This window comes from Providencia sp. PROV130, assembly GCF_028482225.1.
Lineage (GTDB): Bacteria > Pseudomonadota > Gammaproteobacteria > Enterobacterales > Enterobacteriaceae > Providencia > Providencia rettgeri.
In genome coordinates this window covers 75,258-95,050 of sequence record NZ_JAMPQC010000031.1, presented here as the reverse complement: position 1 = coordinate 95,050, position 19,793 = coordinate 75,258, and the positions used below count along the sequence as shown (strand labels likewise).

Sequence of the window (19,793 nt, the reverse complement as noted above, 5' to 3'; positions counted from 1 at the left end):
CGTTAGAAACCGAACTAGCCGCGGCGAAAAAACAGTTAGCCGAGCAGCAAGCCGCGCAAAATGCATTGTCAAAACAGTTCACGAGCAGTGAAAAACAGCAGGCGGACTTGCAGGCAAAACTCAGCCAGCAAGAGCAGAATTATGCCACCGCACAGGCGCAGCTGAAGCAAGCCAACGCAGACCTGTTGAAGTTACAAAAAGATGTTGAAAAACAAACAGCGCTAATAGGGCAAGCAAGTGACAAGCAAGTTAAAGAGCTAACAATAGACTTAAATAAACAGATTGCCCTATTGAAGCAAAAAGAATCAGCTTTAGCTAAGTTAGAATCTGAGAAAAAATCAATTAATGATGCCCTTACTGCCCAAGAAAATGAGAAGAGAAAACTTGAGCAGCAAAATCAGCAATTTGTTAAGCAAACTAAGTCTCAAGAAGACAAAATTAGCAAACTTGAAAGTGATATAGCGGCTAAAACAAAGAAACAGTCTGAGGTTGAGCAAAAACTGGCAGACACAAATAAGCTTTTTGGTGATTTAAAAACGACTTCTCAGAAAGAATTAGCATTAGCACAAGAGAAATTGAAAAAATTACAAACAGAGTTAGATTCGCGTAAATCCATTTCGAGTGATGAAACTTTAAAATCACAAATTATGGAGTTGAATCGACTGATAACTCAACTACAAGATGAAAATGATGCATTAAAAGCGAGAAGTGGATCAAAACCGAATACAAGTTTGGCAGGGCGAGTTCCGCCTAGCAAAGATTTAAAAGCGATCGCCGCAGAAAATGCGAAGAAAAACCAAAAGATTATTGAACAAATTACTGCTCAAAAATACAGTAAGCTCGATAACAACACTTACTATAAAATCATGCAAGCAGGCTCACCGATAAAAGACGTCAAAAATAAAGATGTGACTTTTATTATGAGAGAGCAATTAACAGATGGTAAGGTTACAGTATTGTACACCGATCAAAACCCTGTCACATTGCCTTATAATCAGTTACCTGCACCACTAAATTCCTTTGTAGAACGCGCAGGGGAAGGGGGAATGGTTAAAGTCTATATTAAACCTGAAGGTGGATATGGCGTTGAAGGTATACCTGGTGAAGTACCACCAAACTCAATGTCAATTATTGATCTAAAAATAATCAAAGCAAAATAATATCGCTTTTATTTAAGCTTCTCTTAAAGGTAGTTTGTCACTAAAAGGCGGATTACCTTTTTTATGATGCATTAATCTGAAAGAAGTATAAGAAGTATAAGAAGTATAAGAAGTATAAGAAGTATAAGAAGTATAAGAAGTATAAGAAGTATAAGAAGTATAAGAAGTATAAGAAGTTTAGGTGAATACTTAAAAGGAGGAGAGCCGCTTGCCGTTCTGCCAGATTATAGTTAAAGCCTAAACTTCTATAACTGACAGGGCATGAGTTCGAATATTACTGAGCGGTTAAGCTGCTATTCTTGACCGACTCGGAGTGTATCCAAATCGTTTTCGATAAGTTTGAGTGAAGTAGGATTGACTTGAAAAGCCTGCTTCCATTGAAATTTCAACAATGCTCATTGTCGTGTTAATTAATAATTGGTGTGCATACATAATACGTTTTTCACTTATCCATGAACGTGGTGATGTTGCATAAACGGTATTGAACAGTTCTTTAAACGTTGTTAACCCCATACCAAAAGTACGTGCAAACTCACTTAATCTCCACTCTTTAAGGTAATTATTTTCCATAAATAATTGTAAACGCTCTACTTGACGACTACTCAGCTGTCTAAAATTAGATAACAGTAATGCACCTTGTTCACTGTAGCTTAGCAATAATAATAATTCACTCACTCGAAGTGAGAAGATGACGTCAGGGTATTCATTATTGATAAATGCATTTAAGCTTATTTTGATATCGTTAATGAGAGGTGATGTATTAAATTTAATAATATCGCATGATGAGCCTTCATTACGGTCTATTTCGCTTAACTCAGCACCATGGTTGGAGATAAAGTTACGCAAAAATTTATCATCTAAGGGAACCCAAAGTAATTTGCAACTGGTTGTGTCAATGAGCTCTAATGAGTATGCGCCTTGTTTGTGATATAAAATATCGCCTTCATTTAAACGTTGTGAATTAGCAGGCGTTTCTAGTAACACAGAGCCCTGTTCTACGAGCAAAAGCCCTTTGGTTTCTAAATCGATAATGTGATGAGCTGCGTTACTATTAATGTTTATTTGTTTAATCACGTATTGGCTTGGTGAATTTACTACTTGCATGACGATACCTTTATTAATTGTATAAAATATAACTTCAAAATAAAATGTTTAGCAATTTCCATCTGGTGATATAAAGCATGGATGTTATTAGTATGTTTGAAATTATATAAATCGATTAATTATGTGTCACATTGTAATTCTAAATATAAATAAATGTTTCCAAATATACTTTTTTCGATCTTTTTCTGCCAATAGATCGGTATTTTCTGATTTAAAATAACCAATTTTTTTGATTGTACTGATAATTTGTATTTGTTTGGGTTATTATTCTTATATAATAAATTTAGTCGGACATTAATATGTTATCGTTTTTTACGCATGAATCGTGTTTTTTTTCGACTTTTTGCTCACCAGTCATTTTTTGTATAGTAATGTGAATTTTAGCTATGTTAATGGTGATACTAAAATTCGTTAAAACTATCATTTATTAATTATATTAATGTAATTAATAATTATTAACTTGAGTTATTTGTTTTAATAATCGAAGCGATTAATTAAATTAATCAAAGGTGGGTGAAATTGCAGTTTGAATGTGATTTATATCTCATTTCTAAATTGATAGGTTTGTGTGATAGCTCTGATAGGTATTTCAAATATATATTTTGATAAATAGTTCTCATCAGTTATTAATTTTCTCTTGTCGTTATTCAATCTACCCGTGTTTATTATTTCTCCTTATCTTGTATTTTTCCTCTAGTCCCTAGCCTCTAGTAGAGAGTTAAGCTAGGGCAATGGTTTTACCTATTGTGATTCTTGCTTTTGTTCCGCACGCTTATTGACTTTGGCGGGTAAATCAGGGACAGGTTTACGATCATCAAGTAAATGGCGTATAGCGAGTATCGGGTGATGGATTAGCATTTTAGGTCCAGCCCAGCGCATAACTAGTTTCATTTGTTCTCGCATTTTAGGTTGGTAGCAGTGGATTGGACATTGTTTACAGGCAGGTTTCTCTTCTCCATATCGGCATTTTTCTAGCCTATTAACGGCATAGGAAAATAATTTTTGATAAAAATCAGGAGATTCTAGTGGTGCAGGATAGGCTTTCTCATAGATTTTTATCATTTTCTCAATCGTTTTAATTTCACGATGAATGCGTTTGCCAACCATAGAAAGTCCTTAGAGAATTAAAACATATATTTAATATACAATTTTAAGAAGTGAATAGTTAGCTAATGATGATTTATTCGTGTTTTTATTGATGGGGCTCAATAAAATGGTGAATTTTTCGACGCAATAAAAAGAGGGTAATTTTTTACCCTCTTTTATTAGAGTGAAAAACCACTTAGCTAAGACTAAATGAATCAATATAATATCGTCATTTTTAGGATGTTAGCTAAGCTTGTGATTTTCGTTATGTGAGAAAAACACCTGATACCGTTATCGTGATAAGCTATTGACTCGAGAGCATTATCTTTCGCATTTCATCTTTAAGATGTAATTTTTCTTTTTTTAGCTTAGCGACATGCTCATTGTAACCAGCTCCAGAAGGGCCTTCTAATTTACTGATTTCTTTGTCGAGTTGATGGTGTTTTTCATAAAGAGTCTGAAAACGGGGATGTGTAGAGATTAATTTTGAAACTAAATCTTGATCTGCTGATAACATACTACCTCCTCAGAATGTATTAAGCCTCAGATTCAGTATAAACAGTGCGTACATTTTGTACATCCAAATAGCTTGTAATTTACATAATTTTTATTAGTTTTATGATCCTTCTACTAGAATTAAGTCGTATTACATTGCTTTACCTGAGTTATCTCTATTTTTGTAATTAAGAATCATCTATAGTGATAATGACGATGTAAATGACTTAATATGTATAAAAGTCTGGTTTTAAAAATTAGTTTTATGTTCTTAAATAGGAATAAATAATGAAAAAAGCGATTTTATCTGTCATGGCAGCGGCACTAATTTCATCTTGTGCAGTAGCAACGGAAGATTTGGAAAAGATCGCGCCATATCCAAAAGCTGAATCGGGTATGACTCGTCATGTAATTGAATTAACCAAGCAACAAAATGAAAATGACTTTATGGTTGAGCTAGTTATTGGAAAAACGATCAAAGCAGATTGTAACCGCCAATGGTTTATGGGTGACCTAGACAAAAAGACATTAGAAGGTTGGGGTTATGATTATTATAAACTCGACGAAGTAAAAGGCCCTGCGTCTACCATGATGGGGTGTTCTGAGCCGGCAAAAGACCGTTTTGTGACAACTCAGTTAGGTGATGATGCATTTGTGCGTTATAACAGCAAGCTACCAATTGTGGTTTACGCTCCGAAAGATATGCAAGTGAAATATCGTATCTGGTCTACAGACGATAAATTAATTGATTCAGTTAATAAATAAATATTCAGGAAAATGCCGCATCTAGCGGCATTTTTTATAGAAACTAATTTAGCGAATAACAAATACGGATGTTTTCGCATGGCGCACAATAGCGGATGCTGTGGAGCCTAATAGGTAGGTTGAAGTGCTTGGGTGATGAGAGCCCACAACTATCAGGTCTGCACCAATTTCTTGCGCATAATCCAAAATTTCGTCTTTGGCGGAACCAATACCCACTTTGCAGTTAATGCGTTCATCAGCAACTTTAATGTCTTTAATGACCTCTTCTAATGCACGCATTGCGAGCACTGAGCGTTCTGCTGAATCTTTGTTGCTTTCTGGTAAGGCAGCAATTTCAATACCAAAAAATAATTCAAGACTTGGAATAACGGATAGAAAATGAATTTCGGCTGAGCTTAGTTGCGCTAGTGCCTCAACGTGTTTGATGATCTCTTGGTTCAACTCATCTTCTAACAAATCAATAGGAACTAGGATTTTTTTATACATAGCGACCTCATTTTCGTGTTATTTGAAATTAATTACAAAGGCTTATCTTCAATATATCATAAGTTAAATGGAAAGTAATAAATGCTATAACGTGCGCATTTATCACTTGGAGTTAAGGTGAATATAATTAATTATCTGAAAACAAAGAACAATTATTATCAAGCCACCTTTTGTTTACAATTATTAGTGAGACTTTTAACAGGAACTATGCGATTATTGAGTTTGACTGTCATTAACCAATTGATTTAAAAGGTTTATTTGAATGATAATTATTTTGTTTTTCATTAAAGAATACATCATATGAATATGAATAATGCCTCGACCAAGAAAAAAAGTGAGTTCGAGTTACAGCAAATAAAATTTAATGCAGCGAAAAAAAGTACACTCATCAGTGTCGTTGTTAATACACTCTTATCCATTTGGCAGATAATTATTGGTGTTATTTCGCATTCTTCTGGATTGATTGCTGATGGTATCCATACCTTGTCTGATTTAATTGCAGATTTTGTTGTATTAATCGCGAATAAAAAAAGTCATAAAAAACCTGATGAAGATCACCCCTATGGCCATTTTCGTTATGAAAATGGTGCCTCATTAATATTAGGAATAATTTTATTAATTGTTGGTGTGGGGATGGTTTGGTCTGCTATTGAAAAGCTACTGAACCCTGACTTAATTCCTGAGGTACATACTATTGCTTTGGTCGCTGCATTGATCGCTTTAGTGGCAAAAGAAGGTTTATTTAGATATATGCTGCATGTTGCGAACAAAGTGAATTCGAGTATGTTAGTTGCAAATGCTTGGCATGCGCGCTCTGATGCCGCTTCTTCATTAGTTGTTGCCATTGGTATTATTGGGAGTTTATGCGGTTTACGTATTTTTGACCCTATTGCAGCCCTTATTGTGGGGACTTTTGTTTTTCGCATGGGGTTCAAATTTACGAATCAATCGATGCAAGACTTAATGGATAAAGGTGCGAATGAGGAAACCTTGCAGGAAATTCGTTCTATTTTAGATAATATCGGTGAGTTATCGGGATATCACGATTTAAAAACGCGTAAGTCCGGTGATTTTTTGTTAGTAGACGTGCATCTAGAGTTGGATGGAAATATGAGTATTACTGTTGGTCATGAGATTGCGGTGAATGTACGTAAAAAGTTGATGGAAAACCCATTAATTTTAGATGTTATGACTCACCTTGACCCGTATGACAAAGACGTTAAGCATTAATTATACGCTTATTGTATTTTTCGATTAGCACCGAGCTTAAACGTGGCTCGGTTTTTTATTGCAAGTTATTATGCAAAATCGACTCATTAATTATTGCACCCAGTTGATAACAAGGCGAAAATTAATTACTGTTTCAAGATGGCACAATGTAGTATTTGTTCAAAGCATAGGACAAATGTAGCAAACTCAACAAATTGCTCTCTAGTGATTATTGAATGATTGAGGAAAAAATGCGGTTAACTCAAGAACAATGTCAGACATTTCGTGCTCCAAAGGTAATTGCCCTTACGAATCAAAATGGTATGAAGGTTATTCTCAGTAGCTTAGGAGCTAGTTGGCTTAGCTGTATACTTCCATTAACAACAGGAAAGCGAGATGTTGTTTTGGGTTCACCCAATATGGCGAAACAGATGGAGCAAGGGGTATACCTTGGTTCGATAGTCGAGCGAGTAGCTAATCGTATAAATAACTCTCAATTTACGCTAAATAAGCAACATTATCAGGTAAAAGGTAACCAAAGCGTACATTGCCTTTATGGTGAAAAACATAATTTTAGCCACCGTATATGGGGTATTTTTCAACCAACTCCACAGAAAGCTATTTTTTCTTTGGCGTCCCCTGCTGGCGAACAAGGTTTTCCGAGCCCGCTAGACGTTGAAGTGAGTTATGAACTTACAGAAGATAATCAAATCGTTATCCATCATAACTACCAAGCTACCGAGGCTTGCCCTGTTAACCTTGCGAATCACATCTATTTTAACTTAGCAGGGGAGGATTCGGTCAGAACGGCTTTAGAGCATGATTTATATATTGATGCAGACCAATATTTGCCAACAGATATAGACGGTATTCCAACGGGGGAATGGCATAATGTTGCAGAAACAAATTTTGATTTTCGCCAAAGTAAGCGAATTGGCCGAGATTTTTTACAAGATGATGTACAGCGCCATGTTGGGGGTTATGACCATGCGTTTATATTGAACAACGCATTAACTGATGGTGAGCAGACAGTCGCAACCCTCAGCGCACCAAGTGGTGATGTGTGCCTCAATATCGCCACCACGCAGCCTGCATTACATGTGTACAGCGGAAATAATCTGTTTGCAACGCCGGGGAAAACTCGAACGTATGTCCCTTATTCAGGGGTAGTGATGGCAACTCAACTTCCAATAGACGCCATTAATCATCCGGAGTGGGGTACGCGATACAGCTCGATTGCGCTTCCTCAGCAAGTGTATCGAAGCCAAACTCGTTACCAATTTATTTTCTAATCTAGCTGGTGAATATTCAGCGCCTCTATATCAAGGCGCTGAATTGAATCACTGGTTAATAATTGTTTTAGACTTAAATAACAAACAAATCCAGATATTCATTGACGGGCATTTTTTCGAGCATGGGTTTATCGAGAGAGGCTTTTAGAATTCGAATTTGTTGGGCTTCCGGGAATTGTCTTGCTAAATTAATTCTAAACTTATTCAATAACAATGGCATACCTTCTTTGCGGCGGCGTTTGTGGCCAACAGGGTATTCGATAACAACTTCATCAAGCACTTGCCCATCTTTCAATGTGATGGTTAACCCATTGCTAATCGAACGTTTTTCAGGGTCATGATAATCTCGAGTAAACTGTGCATCTTCGGTGCAATGCATTTTTGCACGTAATGCATCAATACGCGCATCTTTGGCAATATTGTCTTCATAATCAGCAGCGGTTAAACGACCAAAAATTAATGGAATAGCAACCATATATTGGATGCAATGATCCCTATCTGCCGGGTTATTTAATGGGCCTTTTTTATCAATGATACGAATGCAAGCCTCATGGGTACGAATGGCAATAGACTCAATATCTTGTGCCGATTTCCCTAATTTTTCAAGGGTTTGATAGAGTTGTAAAGCTGCTTCCACCGCTGTTTGGGAATGAAACTCAGCAGGGAAAGAAATCTTAAACAACACATTTTCCATGACGTATGAACCATAAGGGCGTTGAAAACGCAGTGGTTGTCCATTAAATAAAACATCGTAGAAGCCCCAAGTTTTGGCGGTTAGCGCCGTTGGGTAGCCCATTTCTCCTTTTTGAGCCATTAAAGCCAACCGCACCGCTCGGGATGTGGCATCTCCGGCTGCCCATGATTTACGAGACCCTGTATTGGGGCTGTGGCGGTAAGTACGCAAGCTGTGGCCATCAATCCATGCTTGGGAAACGGCACTGAGAATTTGCTCTCTCTCCAGCCCTAATAAGTGTGCAACAACTGCAGTTGAGGCTACTTTGACTAAAATGACATGATCGAGCCCAACTTGGTTAAAGGCGTTTTCTAACGCAATACAACCTTGAATTTCATGTGCTTTAATTAATGCGGTCAAAACATCTCTAATGACTAGTGGTGGTTTTCCTTTAGCAATGTTTTCACGTGAAAGCCAGTCAGCCGTCGCCAAAATACCGCCAAGGTTATCAGATGGATGGCCCCATTCGGCAGCAAGCCAAGTGTCATTAAAATCGAGCCAGCGGCACATGGTGCCAAGATTAAAAGCACCTTGCACAGGATCTAATTGAAATTGTGTGCCTGGGATTTTTGTGCCATTTGGCACAATTGTTCCTGGCACAATAGGCCCTAATAATTTTTTACATGCAGGGTATTCAAGGGATTCCATACCGCAACCCAGCGTGTCGAGCAGGCAATGATAAGCTGTATCATAGGCGAGGTCAGAAATAATCGGGTAATCCATTACATAATCAACAATATCGCTGATCACTTTATCAAATTCAATTTGTTGCGAACGCACGGTTTGTGTTGTCATTAGGCTACCTTTTAACGCTGTTTTATAGGAGTAAACAATTGATTTTCAGGGCCAATATAGTTGGCTGAAGGGCGAATAATTTTGTTATCTTGTCGCTGCTCAATAATATGAGCTGACCAGCCAGCAGTACGTGCCATAACAAATAACGGGGTAAACATAGCGGTGGGGATGCCCATCAGGTGATAAGCCACAGCAGAAAACCAATCTAAGTTGGGAAACATGTTTTTTTCACGTTTCATCACGGACTCAATGCGATCCGCAACGGTATAAAGATGCCGGTTTAAGCTTTGTTCTGATAACTGTAAAGCAACAGATTTGATAATCGGATGGCGAGGGTCTGCGAGGGTATAAACTGGGTGGCCAAAACCAATGATAACCTCACTATTTTTAATACGTGCTGTAATATCGTGTTCCGCTTCGTCCATCGAGGCATAACGTTGCTGAATTTCTAATGAAACTTCATTTGCACCGCCATGTTTTGGACCACGCAGCGCGGCAATTGCCCCTGTCATCGCTGAGTAAAAATCCGTACCTGTCCCAGCAATAACCCTTGCTGCAAATGTGGATGCGTTAAATTCATGTTCCGCATATAAAATTGCCGTAATATGCATGAATTTTTCCCATTGAGCAGGGGGTTTTTTACCGTGTAATAGGTGTAAGAAATGCGCGCCAATCGAATCATCATCTGTTTGGGTTTCAATACGTCGTCCATGGTGGCTAAAGTGGTACCAGTACAACAATATCGACCCTAATGACGCTAATAGGCGATCAGCGATATCTCTAGCGCCAGAAAAAGGATGCGATTCTTTTTCTGGTAAAACACAGCCCATCATTGATACGCCCGTACGCATGACATCCATCGGGTGCGCGTTAGCGGGTATTGATTCTAACGTCTGCTTAACGCTTGCCGGTAACCCTCTAAAGGATTGCAGTTTTTCTTTGTATGCAACGAGTTCAGTTGCCGTAGGGAGCCTTTCATGGATGAGCAAATGTGCGATTTCTTCAAATTCACATTGTGTCGCTAAGTCATGAATATCAAACCCGCGATAATGCAGGTCATTACCATTACGCCCAACGGTACAAAGTGCCGTGTTTCCAGCAGCTACACCAGAAAGTGCAACTGATTTTTTAGGTTTAAATTGAGGTGCTTCAGTGCGACTAAGTTGTTCATTCATCATTTATTCCTTGTAGGGGACTGAGGTAATGCAACTTTTGATAATAATAAGTAATTAAAAAATTAAGGTTTTTTCTGCGAAAATAATGCATCCAATTTTTGCTCATAATCGTAATAATGAATACTTTGATACAGCTCTTCTCGAGTTTGCATCAGCGGAATGACACTTTTTTGCGTGCCTTCTTTACGTAATGTTGTATAAACCTGTTCAGCCGCTTTATTCATGGCGCGAAATGCAGAAAGTGGATATAGCGCGATGGCAATGCCAACACTGCGTAATTCATCAAGAGTAAATAGTGGGGTTTGGCCAAATTCGGTTAAATTGGCCAGTACGGGAGCAGAGGTGTTGCTTGTAAATTTTTGATACATAGAGAGTTCTGTAATAGCTTCTGGGAAAAGCATGTCCGCACCTGCGTCTAAGTAAGCTTGTGCGCGTTCCAGTGCGGCATCAATGCCTTCTACCGCTAATGCATCAGTTCGAGCCATAATGACAAAACTGTCATCGGTTCGTGCATCAACAGCTGCTTTGATGCGGTCGACCATTTCTTGTGTCGAAACAATTTCTTTATTAGGGCGATGACCACAACGTTTGGCACCCACTTGGTCTTCAATATGTAACCCTGCAGCACCTGCTTTACAAAAGGATTTCACGGTACGGGCAACGTTAAAAGCGGAAGGGCCAAAGCCAATATCGGCGTCAACCATTAGCGGTAAGTCACAGACGTCGGTAATGCGTCGAATATCAATTAAAACATCATCTAACGTTGAAATACCTAAGTCAGGCATACCTAATGACCCTGCGGCGACGCCACCTCCAGATAAATAAATAGCTTTATAGCCAGCTTGTTTTGCAAGGAGTGCGTGGTTGGCATTGATAGTTCCAACAAGCTGCAATGGAGACTCTTGCTTGATAGCCTCGCGAAATTTGTGTCCTGCACTAAATGATGACATAGCGGCCTCATAAAATGTTAATCAGTTGTAATGAGATTAGGGTAGCAATAGCCATATAGCAATTGGCGTGCCAACCTTAAATTAAGAGATGCAGGAATATAAATATATTAAAAATCAATTAGATATTTATTTTCCTGATTTGTGATAGAAAAAACAAAGCTAAAATAATCAGTTGGAATGTTTCAATGAAACAATATATTGTTAAGTGAAACTGAAATGAAACATGGTGAGAAGGTATGGCGATGATGGAAAAACCGATTATTTGGACGGTTTCAGTGTCCCGATTATTTACACTATTTCGAGATATCAGCCCTGAATTTAGTGAACAAGCTGACATCACGCCACTTAATCTTGGTTTTGAGCAGGCGGTAGAGGCCGTTCGCCAGCGCTTACAGGATGGGCACTGTGACGCTATTATAAGTGCGGGCTCTAATGGGGCTTATTTAAAAAGCCATGTTTCAGTGCCGGTTATTATCGTGAAAATCAGCGGGTTTGATGTTATGCAAGCATTAGCCAAAGCACGTGAAATTAGCGATAAAATTGGGATCATCAATTATAAAAAGCCACTTTCATCATTAGATGAATTTCAGCAGCGTTTTGGTTTGCAAATTGAACAGCGTAGCTATATTACCGCAGAGGATGCGAAAGCTCAGCTTAAAGCTCTGAAAGCTTTGGGGATCTCCGTTGTGGTGGGCGCTGGGTTAATCATGGACTTAGCAGATGAAATGGGTATGACAGGGGTTTTTGTCTATTCCACACAAACCATACGGCAAGCATTTTCAGATGCTATCGAATTAAGCCAGATGCAGAGGCGTGAAAACCATTCGCAAGACAAATATCTCCCCCCTAACTCTGCAAAAGTTCGTTATACCATTAATGATCTGATTGGTTCGTCGTTACAGATGGAGCGTGTTAGGCAAACCATTATGTTGTATGCGCGCTCTGATGCAACGGTATTGGTTCAAGGTGCGAGTGGAACAGGGAAAGAGATGGTGGCGCAAGCAACTCATCACGAATACACCTTATTTAATCAACATAAGCGCAGCAAACAACAAATGCCTTTTGTGGCTGTGAACTGCGGGGCGATACCTGAAACATTATTAGAAGCCGAATTATTTGGCTATGAAGAAGGTGCCTTTACGGGTTCTCGCCGTGGTGGCCGAGCCGGGTTGTTTGAACTAGCGAATGGGGGAACACTATTTTTAGATGAAATTGGTGAAATGCCTATCGCATTACAAACAAAGTTATTACGAGTGCTCGAAGAGCGTTCGGTAGTGCGAGTTGGCGGCTATAAACCGTTACAAGTGAATGTTCGGGTCATTTGCGCAACCCACTGCGATTTAGACTGTTGGGTAAAAGAAGGGCGCTTTCGAGCTGATCTATTTTATCGGCTCGGCGTGCTAAGAATGCGAGTACCAGCGCTAAATGAACGTGGCGATGATATTTTTGTATTAGCAGAGCGGCTGCTTAAATTAGCTTTTGCAGGCTTAAGGTTACCGTTACCATCCTTTCGTGTACAACAACTTATTGAATGTAAAAATTTTTTTCTTGAGTATTCATGGCCCGGTAATGTTCGAGAACTCAGAAACTTAATGGAGCGAGTTGCGCTGTATTGCAGTGCTTACCCAGAAAAAGCGATTACAACACAAATGCTAATAAGTTTATCCCCAGAAAGGCAGGGTAGTGACCACGAGGACGTCGTAATAAAAGATAAATCACATGAATCGTTAGAAGACGTAATGGCAAGATTTAATGGGGACCGTAAAGCGGTGGCCGAGTATTTAGGGATTAGCAGGACTACGCTGTGGCGCCGACTTTCTTCCCATTCTTCCAGACCAAATTCTCGTATTGAACCAAGGATGAGTAAGAATTGATATTTTTACGCATTTTCCTAATTCGATTTAGGGTGTATTTTCATGAAGCTTTAATGAATCCCCATTAATTTTTAAATAAAAAGAAAAAATAAGGGGTAACAAACAAAAAAAGTGAAATAAATTGTTTTAGTAAATTGAGCAAGGCGAATTTGCTTCATCAATCAGCTTATGCAGCAGGAGAAAACAATAAATAATTTTTTTTGTGATTAAGTACTTTTTAGGTGTCTTGTATTTAGTTTAAGTTGTGTCTAAAAGTAACAGAGGTAATTTTACTTTTTGTTTTTATAACTAATTGTTTTTTAAATGATTAGTTCGTTTTTCTTGCCATTTTTGATCTGGATTCGTCTACGTGAGAAATGTGATTTTTCTCACATAAATTATTTTGTTAGTCACCATTAGATTTTCTCATTTTAACTTCGTGATTGAACGTTCTATATTGCGCTCAAATTAGTCTTATCTTTGTTTTTTTACTACTGCACTAATCGCCGAAATGTGTTCTTTTTTAGGAACACAATGTTGTCGTATTCTACGATGTAGTTGCAGCGCATATTATTTATTTTGTTAGTTGGAGAGTGGGGCGTGAATCAGTCCACTACTATCATGCGCAAACGCGACAATGCATTCGTTCCTGTTGCAGGGTTAACGATTTTTGCTATTGCATCGGGTTATTTAATGAGCTTAATCCCATTATCGATGGGAAGCTTTGGTATTGATACCCAATATGCCGGCTGGTTAGCGAGCGCGTATTATATTGGTTTATTAATTGGCTCAATGTTAATTGAACCTATTATTGCCAAAATAGGCCATCGTCTTGCATTTATTGGTTTTTTATTGATGCTTGCCGCAACAGTTATCGTACTGCCATGGACGCCAACCATTGAAGCTTGGTTGCCAAACCGCTTAATTGCAGGGGTTGCGGTGGCGGGTATTTTTGTGGTTGTCGAGTCTTGGTTATTGATTGGCGATAATCCGAAAGAGCGTGCTAAACGTTTAAGTTTTTATATGACGTCATTGTATGGCGGAACAACACTTGGTCAGCTTGCTATTGGTGTCATTGGAACCCATGGTGCCTATCCATTTATGGTGGTATTAGGGTTATTATTATTAGCGGTAATGCCACCATTATTAGTACGCCAAGGTCAGCCAGAAAGTGGTTCTCATCAGAAACTCTCATTGAAAAAAATTGCTCGTTTAAGTAAACCTGCAATTATTGGCTGTATGGTTTCTGGTATTACCATGGGAACTATCTATGGGTTAATGCCGTTATCATTGAAAAAAGACCAATTCACCACTGACCAAGTCGGTGTGTTGATGGCTTCAATTATTCTTGGTGGGATGTTAATACAGCCAGTTGTTAGCAAATTATCTATCTTAATGAGTAAAACCTTGTTGCTTGCAATGGTTTCATTATTAGGTGTTTTTGCGATGGGTGTTATTTATATTTCGAGTGATTATTTGGTGATGATCGTCGCTTTAGCGTTACTCGGTATGTCAACTTTTGCCTTATACCCGGTAGCGATAACGTTGGCGTGTGATAGCCTAGATTCCTCCTATATTGTTGCTGCAACTCAGGTGATGCTGTTTAGTTATAGTATCGGTTCAGCAATGGGGCCTATCGCCGCTGGGACATTTTTAGGCCAACATAATGGTTTAGTGAATTTCTTCTTTATTGTGCTGTTAGTAACTGCAATTTATATGTTAATTGCCAGCTTACGTCGTAAAGCCAGTGTGTTAGCAAATTAATTTTATCAACAAATAAAACCAATAAATAAAAGGCTCTGTGAATTATCGCAGAGCCTTTTTTGTATTCTAATTATTTCTTTTTATGCACGGTTGAAGGTGCCAGTTGTGCTTCAATGGGGGAATGCCTAGTGTTACGTACAATACGTTGTTCCCAAAGCTCCCCTAATTTGAAATCCCATGACAGCGGTGATATTTCTGTTCTACCTGCATTTGGGGCGAAAGTGAGTTCACTGAAATACAACGTATTTTCATCAGACATCAAAAAATCAGCTCGGCAATAATCAAAAGGCGTGACGAGTATTTCTGCTAACCGTAACATTTCTTTGAATAATGGTGGTTCAGATACGGGTTCTAACATGTTTGGGTAACCAAAAGTCACGGGTTGTAACTGCCAGTTGATATCATAAACATTAATAAATTCATTACCGAGTTCATCGGTGTAGTCAATTTCGGCATAGACAGGCTTACCGGAAAAACAATGGATCCTACATGTTTCTGGTACTAATTTGCGGTTTTTATTCGTAAATAAATCAATATATTCCTCGCAAATAATCTGTGGTGGAATATTTTTATAATGACGTTCACGAGTAATATAATAGAGATTTTTAATTAAATGAAAATCCAATTTATTTTTGGCTTTTTGCCAGTCAAACTGATCTTTGTCTGTACAAATAATACTACTACCACTGTCATGGCTGCATTTTAAAACAAAGCGTTCCGGTAAGTTATTGATATTTATTTCATCAGTATTTTTATATGTTTTGATAATAGGAACTAAATATTCATTACCTATAGTTCGAGCAATATAATCCCTAACCGCAATTTTATCTGCAAATTGGGTGTAATAAGGATTCTTATCACGCAACATTCTAAAATTTACCTTTTCATTAAAGCTTTTTGGAACTTTAAAGTCAGGGCGGTAATTGAGTTTTTTAGTAAATTTATTAGTGAGATATGTTTTGTCACTCATAATAAGTGTACGTAATTTTTTTATAAAATACTCTGCTTTTTTCATGCGAGCGCCAACCATTCTAAAATTGTAGTGTGTAAATGAAATCTAATTTTTATTTGATTATATTTTTTATAACTTAAATAAAGCATCAATAAATGTGATGGCCAATTTAATAATTCCTTAATAAATAAAAAGTAAACAGAAGATAAATAATGCTCATTTTGTTAATAATAGCCGGATACCTGTCCGTTTTTATATCAATAATTAAATCAATCGTTTTAATTATTCGTCATTAATATTAAGGGTATTGCTTATTTAAAGTGTAACAAAGACAAGGGAGATAGACCTTAAGGGTTTATTTAGATCATTGCCTCTAAACCAATGGGTTTAGAGGCTGTATTTGAGAAGGTTGCTATTTTTTAAATTACGAAGATTGTTATTGTAGTGGTGGCTGTCCCATTTGTTTTAAAAATCGTATTTGAGCTGCAACGAGTTGTTTGTAATCAATACAACGGTATGGCATATCATACTGTTGGGCCAATTTGGCTAAGATGTGTGCTAGAGCAGGGTAATGGCGATGGTGCCAATTAGGGAAAAGATGATGTGTAAGGTGGTAATTTAATCCCCCAGTTAAGCGCCATAAAAAATGGGGGGTTGGTAGCCAGTCACAAGCCGTGACAAAATTATGGTGGTACCAGCCATGCTTAATTTGTTTATCCTCAGGTGCAGTAAAAAACTGTGTCTCTGCCCAATGTGTTCCTAATAATAAATAAATTACAAAAATGGAAGCAACCATTTGGCTCAACAAGTACGTAATAAATATTGCAGTTAAGCTGATCCCATGATGGTGAGCCACTATCAATGGGATACCAAGCATCAATATTAAGTGGCCTATCTTGCTACCTAAAAATAACCCCCAACCCAGTTTACCTTCTAAAACTTTCTGTGTTTTTAAGCGTGTTTTCCCCGTTCGATCAGACCAATCAAACACCAGAGCTATCCATGTGAGTGACAATGATGCGACGAAAGGCCAGTAAATATGCTGATATTTCATAAAAGGTCGCCAACGCTGAAAGGGTGTTTGGCGGAATATGCCATTTTCTTCAGTGTCTAAATCATAGTGTTCGATGTTGGCATAATGATGGTGATAATGAACGTGGCGTGTGCGCCAAAATTCCGGTTCTAATCCTAAGGGTAATGTAACTAAACGGCCAAATAACCGATTTTTCCAGCTGGATTTAAATAAGGTATTATGGCAGGCGTCATGTTGGCCAATCACATTTAATAGCATGATGAATAAGACAAATACAAAATAGGACAATATATAAACTGTGGTAGATGTTGTAATGAGAATTGGAAGATAACTCAGAACAGCAACAATAAACAAGACTCCAATTGCAGCAAGGTCAGCTAGGCTGGCATACATGTGGTCGTGCTTAGTTTGCAGATATTCCTGACTTGCTTGTTTTAATGCGGTATGAAATTGTTGTTCGTTAGCATTGGCGAACTTGAGTTCGAATTTGGTGTGATGCATGCGATTCTCATTTGAGGTTATCTTTTTTATATTCAAAGAGTATATCTTTACTCAGTAAACCGTCGTAAACAAATATGAAAGGAGGTGGGAGTTTAGGCTTATTCTGAATCAGATATTATCGAAAAAATTAAATCTCGAAAATTTAAATGAGTCTTTTTGATGAAAATAGGTAGAAATTAACATTAATGCGGATAAACGATTAAATATGAGATATGGATTAATTAAATTGATATGTTGTTCTATGAAGCATCTTGTAATAATACGTATTGTTTACCTGATGAAGTATGGAAACTGGCTACATCCTTGTAGAATAATCCTTTGATATTAAAGTATCAGGGAAAAATGTGTCTGTCTGTAATAAATCATGTAAAAAAATATTATTAACTTAATACTCATCATTAATAATAAATGATTGTTATCATTTTAGGCAGGTTTGTTTTAATTACTCGTTATATTTGTTTCACCTAAGCCAAATTAGGAGCTTACCTATATTAATAATGTGCCAAAATGATGAAATAGTCATAGGTAAATTATTTTTTGAATTAGGAATTTGACATGAAAAAAATACTGTTAATAATTTTATCAACACTGATTATTCCAGTATCCGCTCAAGCAGGTTATAAATATTATGGTTGTGATAAAAAATCTATCAATTAGAAAAACAGCTAAAATATGCCAAAATGCACGGTAACCAAAATAGAGTCATGGGGTTAGAGCGTGCTATTTCAAATGTACAAAATAACTGCTATGACCATTATTCCGGAGCCACAGGCCCAACTAAATTAAATCACCGATATAGTTTTACTGAAACGGATCATTTAGAGCAGCAGATAGAAGCGTTACAAGATGAAATTGAGCGTTTAAAAGCCGCAAAAAACTAGCTTAATAAGTAATATTAAAATCAAATATTATTTGTAAACGAAAACCGTATTGGATGAATTTAGCGCTATTGCCACTTGTCATCATTATTGTGATATTTACTTTAATTGTTGTTTGGCTATAGCGCATTGAATTAATTAATGAAATAATAAGTTAATGTCGTTATCTTAATACAATATGTCTTCTTATGGTTATTCGTCCTCATCAGCACTGGTTTTTTCGGTTATTCGACTGGCATGGTTCTGTGCTGTCAAAAATAACATTTCGGCTTTCTCTAAATATAATGATATCTATCGTAGCAGTACTCAGTTTTCAATGGTACGAACGATTAGGTATACATTTAACGATTGCCCCTTTTAGCTTACTGGGGATTGCCATCGCAATCTTCCTCGGTTTTCGTAATAATGCCTGTTACAGCCGCTTGATTGAGGCGCGAACGCTTTGGGCTTCGTTATTAATTAATCAAAGAAATATTTTAAGGAATATTAAAGGGTTGTTGCCTAATGACCAGTCAGCTCAAAAGGAGTTTGCGAATCTGTTGATTGCTTTTGGTTGGAGCCTTAAACATGAACTAAGAAAAACCAGTCCAATCATTGACTTGTACCGGTTATTACCTCGAAATATTTTTGATGAGGTTATCCGAAGTCCGTTTCCCACTAGCCGAATATTGTTGCAGATTGGCCTAAAGGTGGGGGAATTACGTGATAAAAAAGTCATCAGCGATGTACTCTTTCAAGCCATTAATAAAGATATTAATGCATTATCGGACGTACTTGGTGGCTGTGAACGTATTTCGAATACGCCGATCCCGTTTGCGTATACGTTAATTTTACAGCGAACAGTCTATCTATTTTGTTCGTTACTTCCTTTTGCATTAGTCGTAGACCTACATTTTATGACGCCATTTGTTTCTGTTTTTATTTCTTATACCTTCTTAGCGTGGGATGCATTAGCAGAAGAACTCGAAGATCCTTTTGGGATTGCTGCAAATGATTTACCGCTTAATGCTATTTGTAATAGTATTGAACGTAATGCATTGGATATGTTAGATATTCAACCACTTCCCCCTCAATATCAGCCAGATAGATACTTTAACTTGTTGTAGCGTAAATCTATTTCTTATTGAAGACAGTAGAGCGTGATATTCACGTTTTACTGTTTAACCTTTCTACCTAATATTATTTTGTCTTTTTTGGTCATGAAAATAAGCAATTCTGTACAGATAATCCTATAGATACTATACTCCCCCTATGTATGCTAAAGAGGCTTAAATATGCCACATTCCCCAAAGGAAAAAAAAGCAGTTCTTACTCGGGTTAGAAAGCTGAAAGGGCAATTGCTTGCCTTGGAGTCGGCTTTAGAAGATGAAGTTGAATGTGCTGCCATTTTACAACAAATTGCTGCTATTCGTGGTGCAGTTAATGGTTTGATGGCAGGGGTATTAGAAAGTCATTTACGAGAAGGGCTTCAAGAGTCTGCGACAACACAGTTGCAAAAAGACTCAGTAGACGATGCTATCTCATTAATTCGTACCTATTTGCGGTAAATAAGGAAGGAATAA

18 protein-coding genes are annotated in these 19,793 nt (G+C 37.5%); 9 read left to right on the top strand and 9 right to left on the bottom strand.

The window, feature by feature from the left end; translation table 11 throughout:
- Positions 1-1,160 (top strand): hypothetical protein (locus PSF28_RS20290; RefSeq protein ID WP_272685566.1); only part of this gene is annotated, 1,160 nt, incomplete at its 5' end.
- A 285-nt stretch (positions 1,161-1,445) separates the two neighbouring features.
- Here PSF28_RS20290 and PSF28_RS20285 read toward each other — a convergent pair.
- From PSF28_RS20285 to PSF28_RS20275, 3 genes are all read right to left on the bottom strand, one after another.
- A complete protein-coding gene (locus PSF28_RS20285) occupies positions 1,446-2,264 on the bottom strand; it encodes a helix-turn-helix transcriptional regulator (RefSeq protein ID WP_210838609.1) in 819 nt (272 codons plus the stop codon).
- Between the two features lie 741 nt (positions 2,265-3,005).
- Positions 3,006-3,371: a nitrous oxide-stimulated promoter family protein gene (locus PSF28_RS20280; RefSeq protein ID WP_210838607.1), complete on the bottom strand. Its 366-nt coding sequence runs from the start codon at positions 3,369-3,371 to the stop codon at positions 3,006-3,008.
- Between the two features lie 283 nt (positions 3,372-3,654).
- Positions 3,655-3,867 carry a DUF465 domain-containing protein gene (locus PSF28_RS20275; protein WP_210838605.1) on the bottom strand — a complete coding sequence of 71 codons (213 nt, stop codon included), beginning with the start codon at positions 3,865-3,867 and terminating at the stop codon, positions 3,655-3,657.
- 266 nt (positions 3,868-4,133) lie between these two features.
- On the opposite strand from PSF28_RS20275, the gene eco reads away from it, so the two are divergent.
- On the top strand, positions 4,134-4,610 hold the full coding sequence (eco, locus tag PSF28_RS20270) for a serine protease inhibitor ecotin (protein ID WP_004913002.1): 477 nt from the start codon (positions 4,134-4,136) through the stop codon (positions 4,608-4,610).
- 48 nt (positions 4,611-4,658) lie between these two features.
- Here eco and PSF28_RS20265 read toward each other — a convergent pair whose 3' ends face one another.
- Positions 4,659-5,096, bottom strand: a complete 438-nt coding sequence (locus tag PSF28_RS20265; RefSeq protein ID WP_004912997.1) for a universal stress protein — start codon at positions 5,094-5,096, stop codon at positions 4,659-4,661.
- A gap of 300 nt (positions 5,097-5,396) precedes the next feature.
- Here PSF28_RS20265 and PSF28_RS20260 point away from each other — a divergent pair, with 300 nt between their 5' ends.
- Positions 5,397-6,326: a cation diffusion facilitator family transporter gene (locus tag PSF28_RS20260; RefSeq protein ID WP_210838603.1), complete on the top strand. Its 930-nt coding sequence runs from the start codon at positions 5,397-5,399 to the stop codon at positions 6,324-6,326.
- 230 nt (positions 6,327-6,556) lie between these two features.
- The gene (locus PSF28_RS20255) at positions 6,557-7,597 is read left to right on the top strand and encodes a galactose-1-epimerase (protein WP_210838615.1); all 1,041 of its coding nucleotides are present in this window, start codon (positions 6,557-6,559) and stop codon (positions 7,595-7,597) included.
- Positions 7,598-7,670: 73 nt separating this feature from the next.
- Here PSF28_RS20255 and PSF28_RS20250 read toward each other — a convergent pair whose 3' ends face one another.
- The 3 genes from PSF28_RS20250 to prpB all read right to left on the bottom strand — a co-directional run bounded on the left by PSF28_RS20250 (position 7,671) and on the right by prpB (position 11,250).
- A complete protein-coding gene (locus tag PSF28_RS20250) occupies positions 7,671-9,125 on the bottom strand; it encodes a bifunctional 2-methylcitrate dehydratase/aconitate hydratase (protein ID WP_210838600.1) in 1,455 nt (484 codons plus the stop codon).
- Between the two features lie 11 nt (positions 9,126-9,136).
- Positions 9,137-10,300 carry a bifunctional 2-methylcitrate synthase/citrate synthase gene (prpC, locus tag PSF28_RS20245; RefSeq protein WP_272685565.1) on the bottom strand — a complete coding sequence of 388 codons (1,164 nt, stop codon included), beginning with the start codon at positions 10,298-10,300 and terminating at the stop codon, positions 9,137-9,139.
- Positions 10,301-10,362: 62 nt separating this feature from the next.
- Positions 10,363-11,250, bottom strand: coding sequence for a methylisocitrate lyase (prpB, locus tag PSF28_RS20240; RefSeq protein ID WP_210838596.1), 888 nt, complete (start codon positions 11,248-11,250; stop codon positions 10,363-10,365).
- A 245-nt stretch (positions 11,251-11,495) separates the two neighbouring features.
- On the opposite strand from prpB, the gene prpR reads away from it, so the two are divergent.
- Together prpR and PSF28_RS20230 are read left to right on the top strand one after the other, a co-directional pair.
- A complete protein-coding gene (gene prpR, locus PSF28_RS20235; RefSeq protein ID WP_272685569.1) occupies positions 11,496-13,124 on the top strand; it encodes a propionate catabolism operon regulatory protein PrpR in 1,629 nt (542 codons plus the stop codon).
- Between the two features lie 600 nt (positions 13,125-13,724).
- Positions 13,725-14,867, top strand: a complete 1,143-nt coding sequence (locus PSF28_RS20230; RefSeq protein WP_004912983.1) for an MFS transporter — start codon at positions 13,725-13,727, stop codon at positions 14,865-14,867.
- Positions 14,868-14,937: 70 nt separating this feature from the next.
- On the opposite strand, the gene PSF28_RS20225 is transcribed toward PSF28_RS20230, so the two are convergent.
- Entirely contained in the window at positions 14,938-15,882 is a 945-nt protein-coding gene (locus PSF28_RS20225) for an ATP-grasp fold amidoligase family protein (RefSeq protein WP_210838611.1), read from the bottom strand.
- A 373-nt stretch (positions 15,883-16,255) separates the two neighbouring features.
- Positions 16,256-17,353 (bottom strand): fatty acid desaturase family protein, encoded by a 1,098-nt coding sequence (locus tag PSF28_RS20220; RefSeq protein ID WP_210836045.1) that lies wholly within the window; start codon positions 17,351-17,353, stop codon positions 16,256-16,258.
- 680 nt (positions 17,354-18,033) lie between these two features.
- Between PSF28_RS20220 and PSF28_RS20215 the strand changes: the two genes are divergently transcribed.
- The 3 genes from PSF28_RS20215 to frmR all read left to right on the top strand — a co-directional run bounded on the left by PSF28_RS20215 (position 18,034) and on the right by frmR (position 19,778).
- Complete coding sequence (locus PSF28_RS20215; RefSeq protein ID WP_272685564.1) at positions 18,034-18,234, top strand: hypothetical protein; 201 nt, start codon at positions 18,034-18,036, stop codon at positions 18,232-18,234.
- 185 nt (positions 18,235-18,419) lie between these two features.
- Positions 18,420-19,337 carry a bestrophin family protein gene (locus PSF28_RS20210; RefSeq protein ID WP_210836043.1) on the top strand — a complete coding sequence of 306 codons (918 nt, stop codon included), beginning with the start codon at positions 18,420-18,422 and terminating at the stop codon, positions 19,335-19,337.
- Positions 19,338-19,505: 168 nt separating this feature from the next.
- Positions 19,506-19,778: a formaldehyde-responsive transcriptional repressor FrmR gene (gene frmR, locus PSF28_RS20205; RefSeq protein WP_004261729.1), complete on the top strand. Its 273-nt coding sequence runs from the start codon at positions 19,506-19,508 to the stop codon at positions 19,776-19,778.
- Positions 19,779-19,793 lie beyond the last annotated feature (15 nt).

Bases quoted from the DNA above. Each gene is read 5' to 3' on its own strand.
- PSF28_RS20265 (WP_004912997.1), bottom strand. From the start codon at position 5,096: ATGTATAAAAAAATCCTAGTTCCTATTGATTTGTTAGAAGATGAGTTG.
- PSF28_RS20275 (WP_210838605.1), bottom strand. From the start codon at position 3,867: ATGTTATCAGCAGATCAAGATTTAGTTTCAAAATTAATCTCTACACAT.
- PSF28_RS20280 (WP_210838607.1), bottom strand. From the start codon at position 3,371: ATGGTTGGCAAACGCATTCATCGTGAAATTAAAACGATTGAGAAAATG.
- prpB (WP_210838596.1), bottom strand. From the start codon at position 11,250: ATGTCATCATTTAGTGCAGGACACAAATTTCGCGAGGCTATCAAGCAA.
- PSF28_RS20210 (WP_210836043.1), top strand. From the start codon at position 18,420: ATGGTTATTCGTCCTCATCAGCACTGGTTTTTTCGGTTATTCGACTGG.
- PSF28_RS20220 (WP_210836045.1), bottom strand. From the start codon at position 17,353: ATGCATCACACCAAATTCGAACTCAAGTTCGCCAATGCTAACGAACAA.
- eco (WP_004913002.1), top strand. From the start codon at position 4,134: ATGAAAAAAGCGATTTTATCTGTCATGGCAGCGGCACTAATTTCATCT.
- PSF28_RS20260 (WP_210838603.1), top strand. From the start codon at position 5,397: ATGAATATGAATAATGCCTCGACCAAGAAAAAAAGTGAGTTCGAGTTA.
- PSF28_RS20230 (WP_004912983.1), top strand. From the start codon at position 13,725: ATGCGCAAACGCGACAATGCATTCGTTCCTGTTGCAGGGTTAACGATT.
- PSF28_RS20215 (WP_272685564.1), top strand. From the start codon at position 18,034: ATGCACGGTAACCAAAATAGAGTCATGGGGTTAGAGCGTGCTATTTCA.
- PSF28_RS20285 (WP_210838609.1), bottom strand. From the start codon at position 2,264: ATGCAAGTAGTAAATTCACCAAGCCAATACGTGATTAAACAAATAAAC.
- PSF28_RS20225 (WP_210838611.1), bottom strand. From the start codon at position 15,882: ATGAAAAAAGCAGAGTATTTTATAAAAAAATTACGTACACTTATTATG.
- prpR (WP_272685569.1), top strand. From the start codon at position 11,496: ATGGAAAAACCGATTATTTGGACGGTTTCAGTGTCCCGATTATTTACA.
- PSF28_RS20255 (WP_210838615.1), top strand. From the start codon at position 6,557: ATGCGGTTAACTCAAGAACAATGTCAGACATTTCGTGCTCCAAAGGTA.
- prpC (WP_272685565.1), bottom strand. From the start codon at position 10,300: ATGAATGAACAACTTAGTCGCACTGAAGCACCTCAATTTAAACCTAAA.
- PSF28_RS20250 (WP_210838600.1), bottom strand. From the start codon at position 9,125: ATGACAACACAAACCGTGCGTTCGCAACAAATTGAATTTGATAAAGTG.
- frmR (WP_004261729.1), top strand. From the start codon at position 19,506: ATGCCACATTCCCCAAAGGAAAAAAAAGCAGTTCTTACTCGGGTTAGA.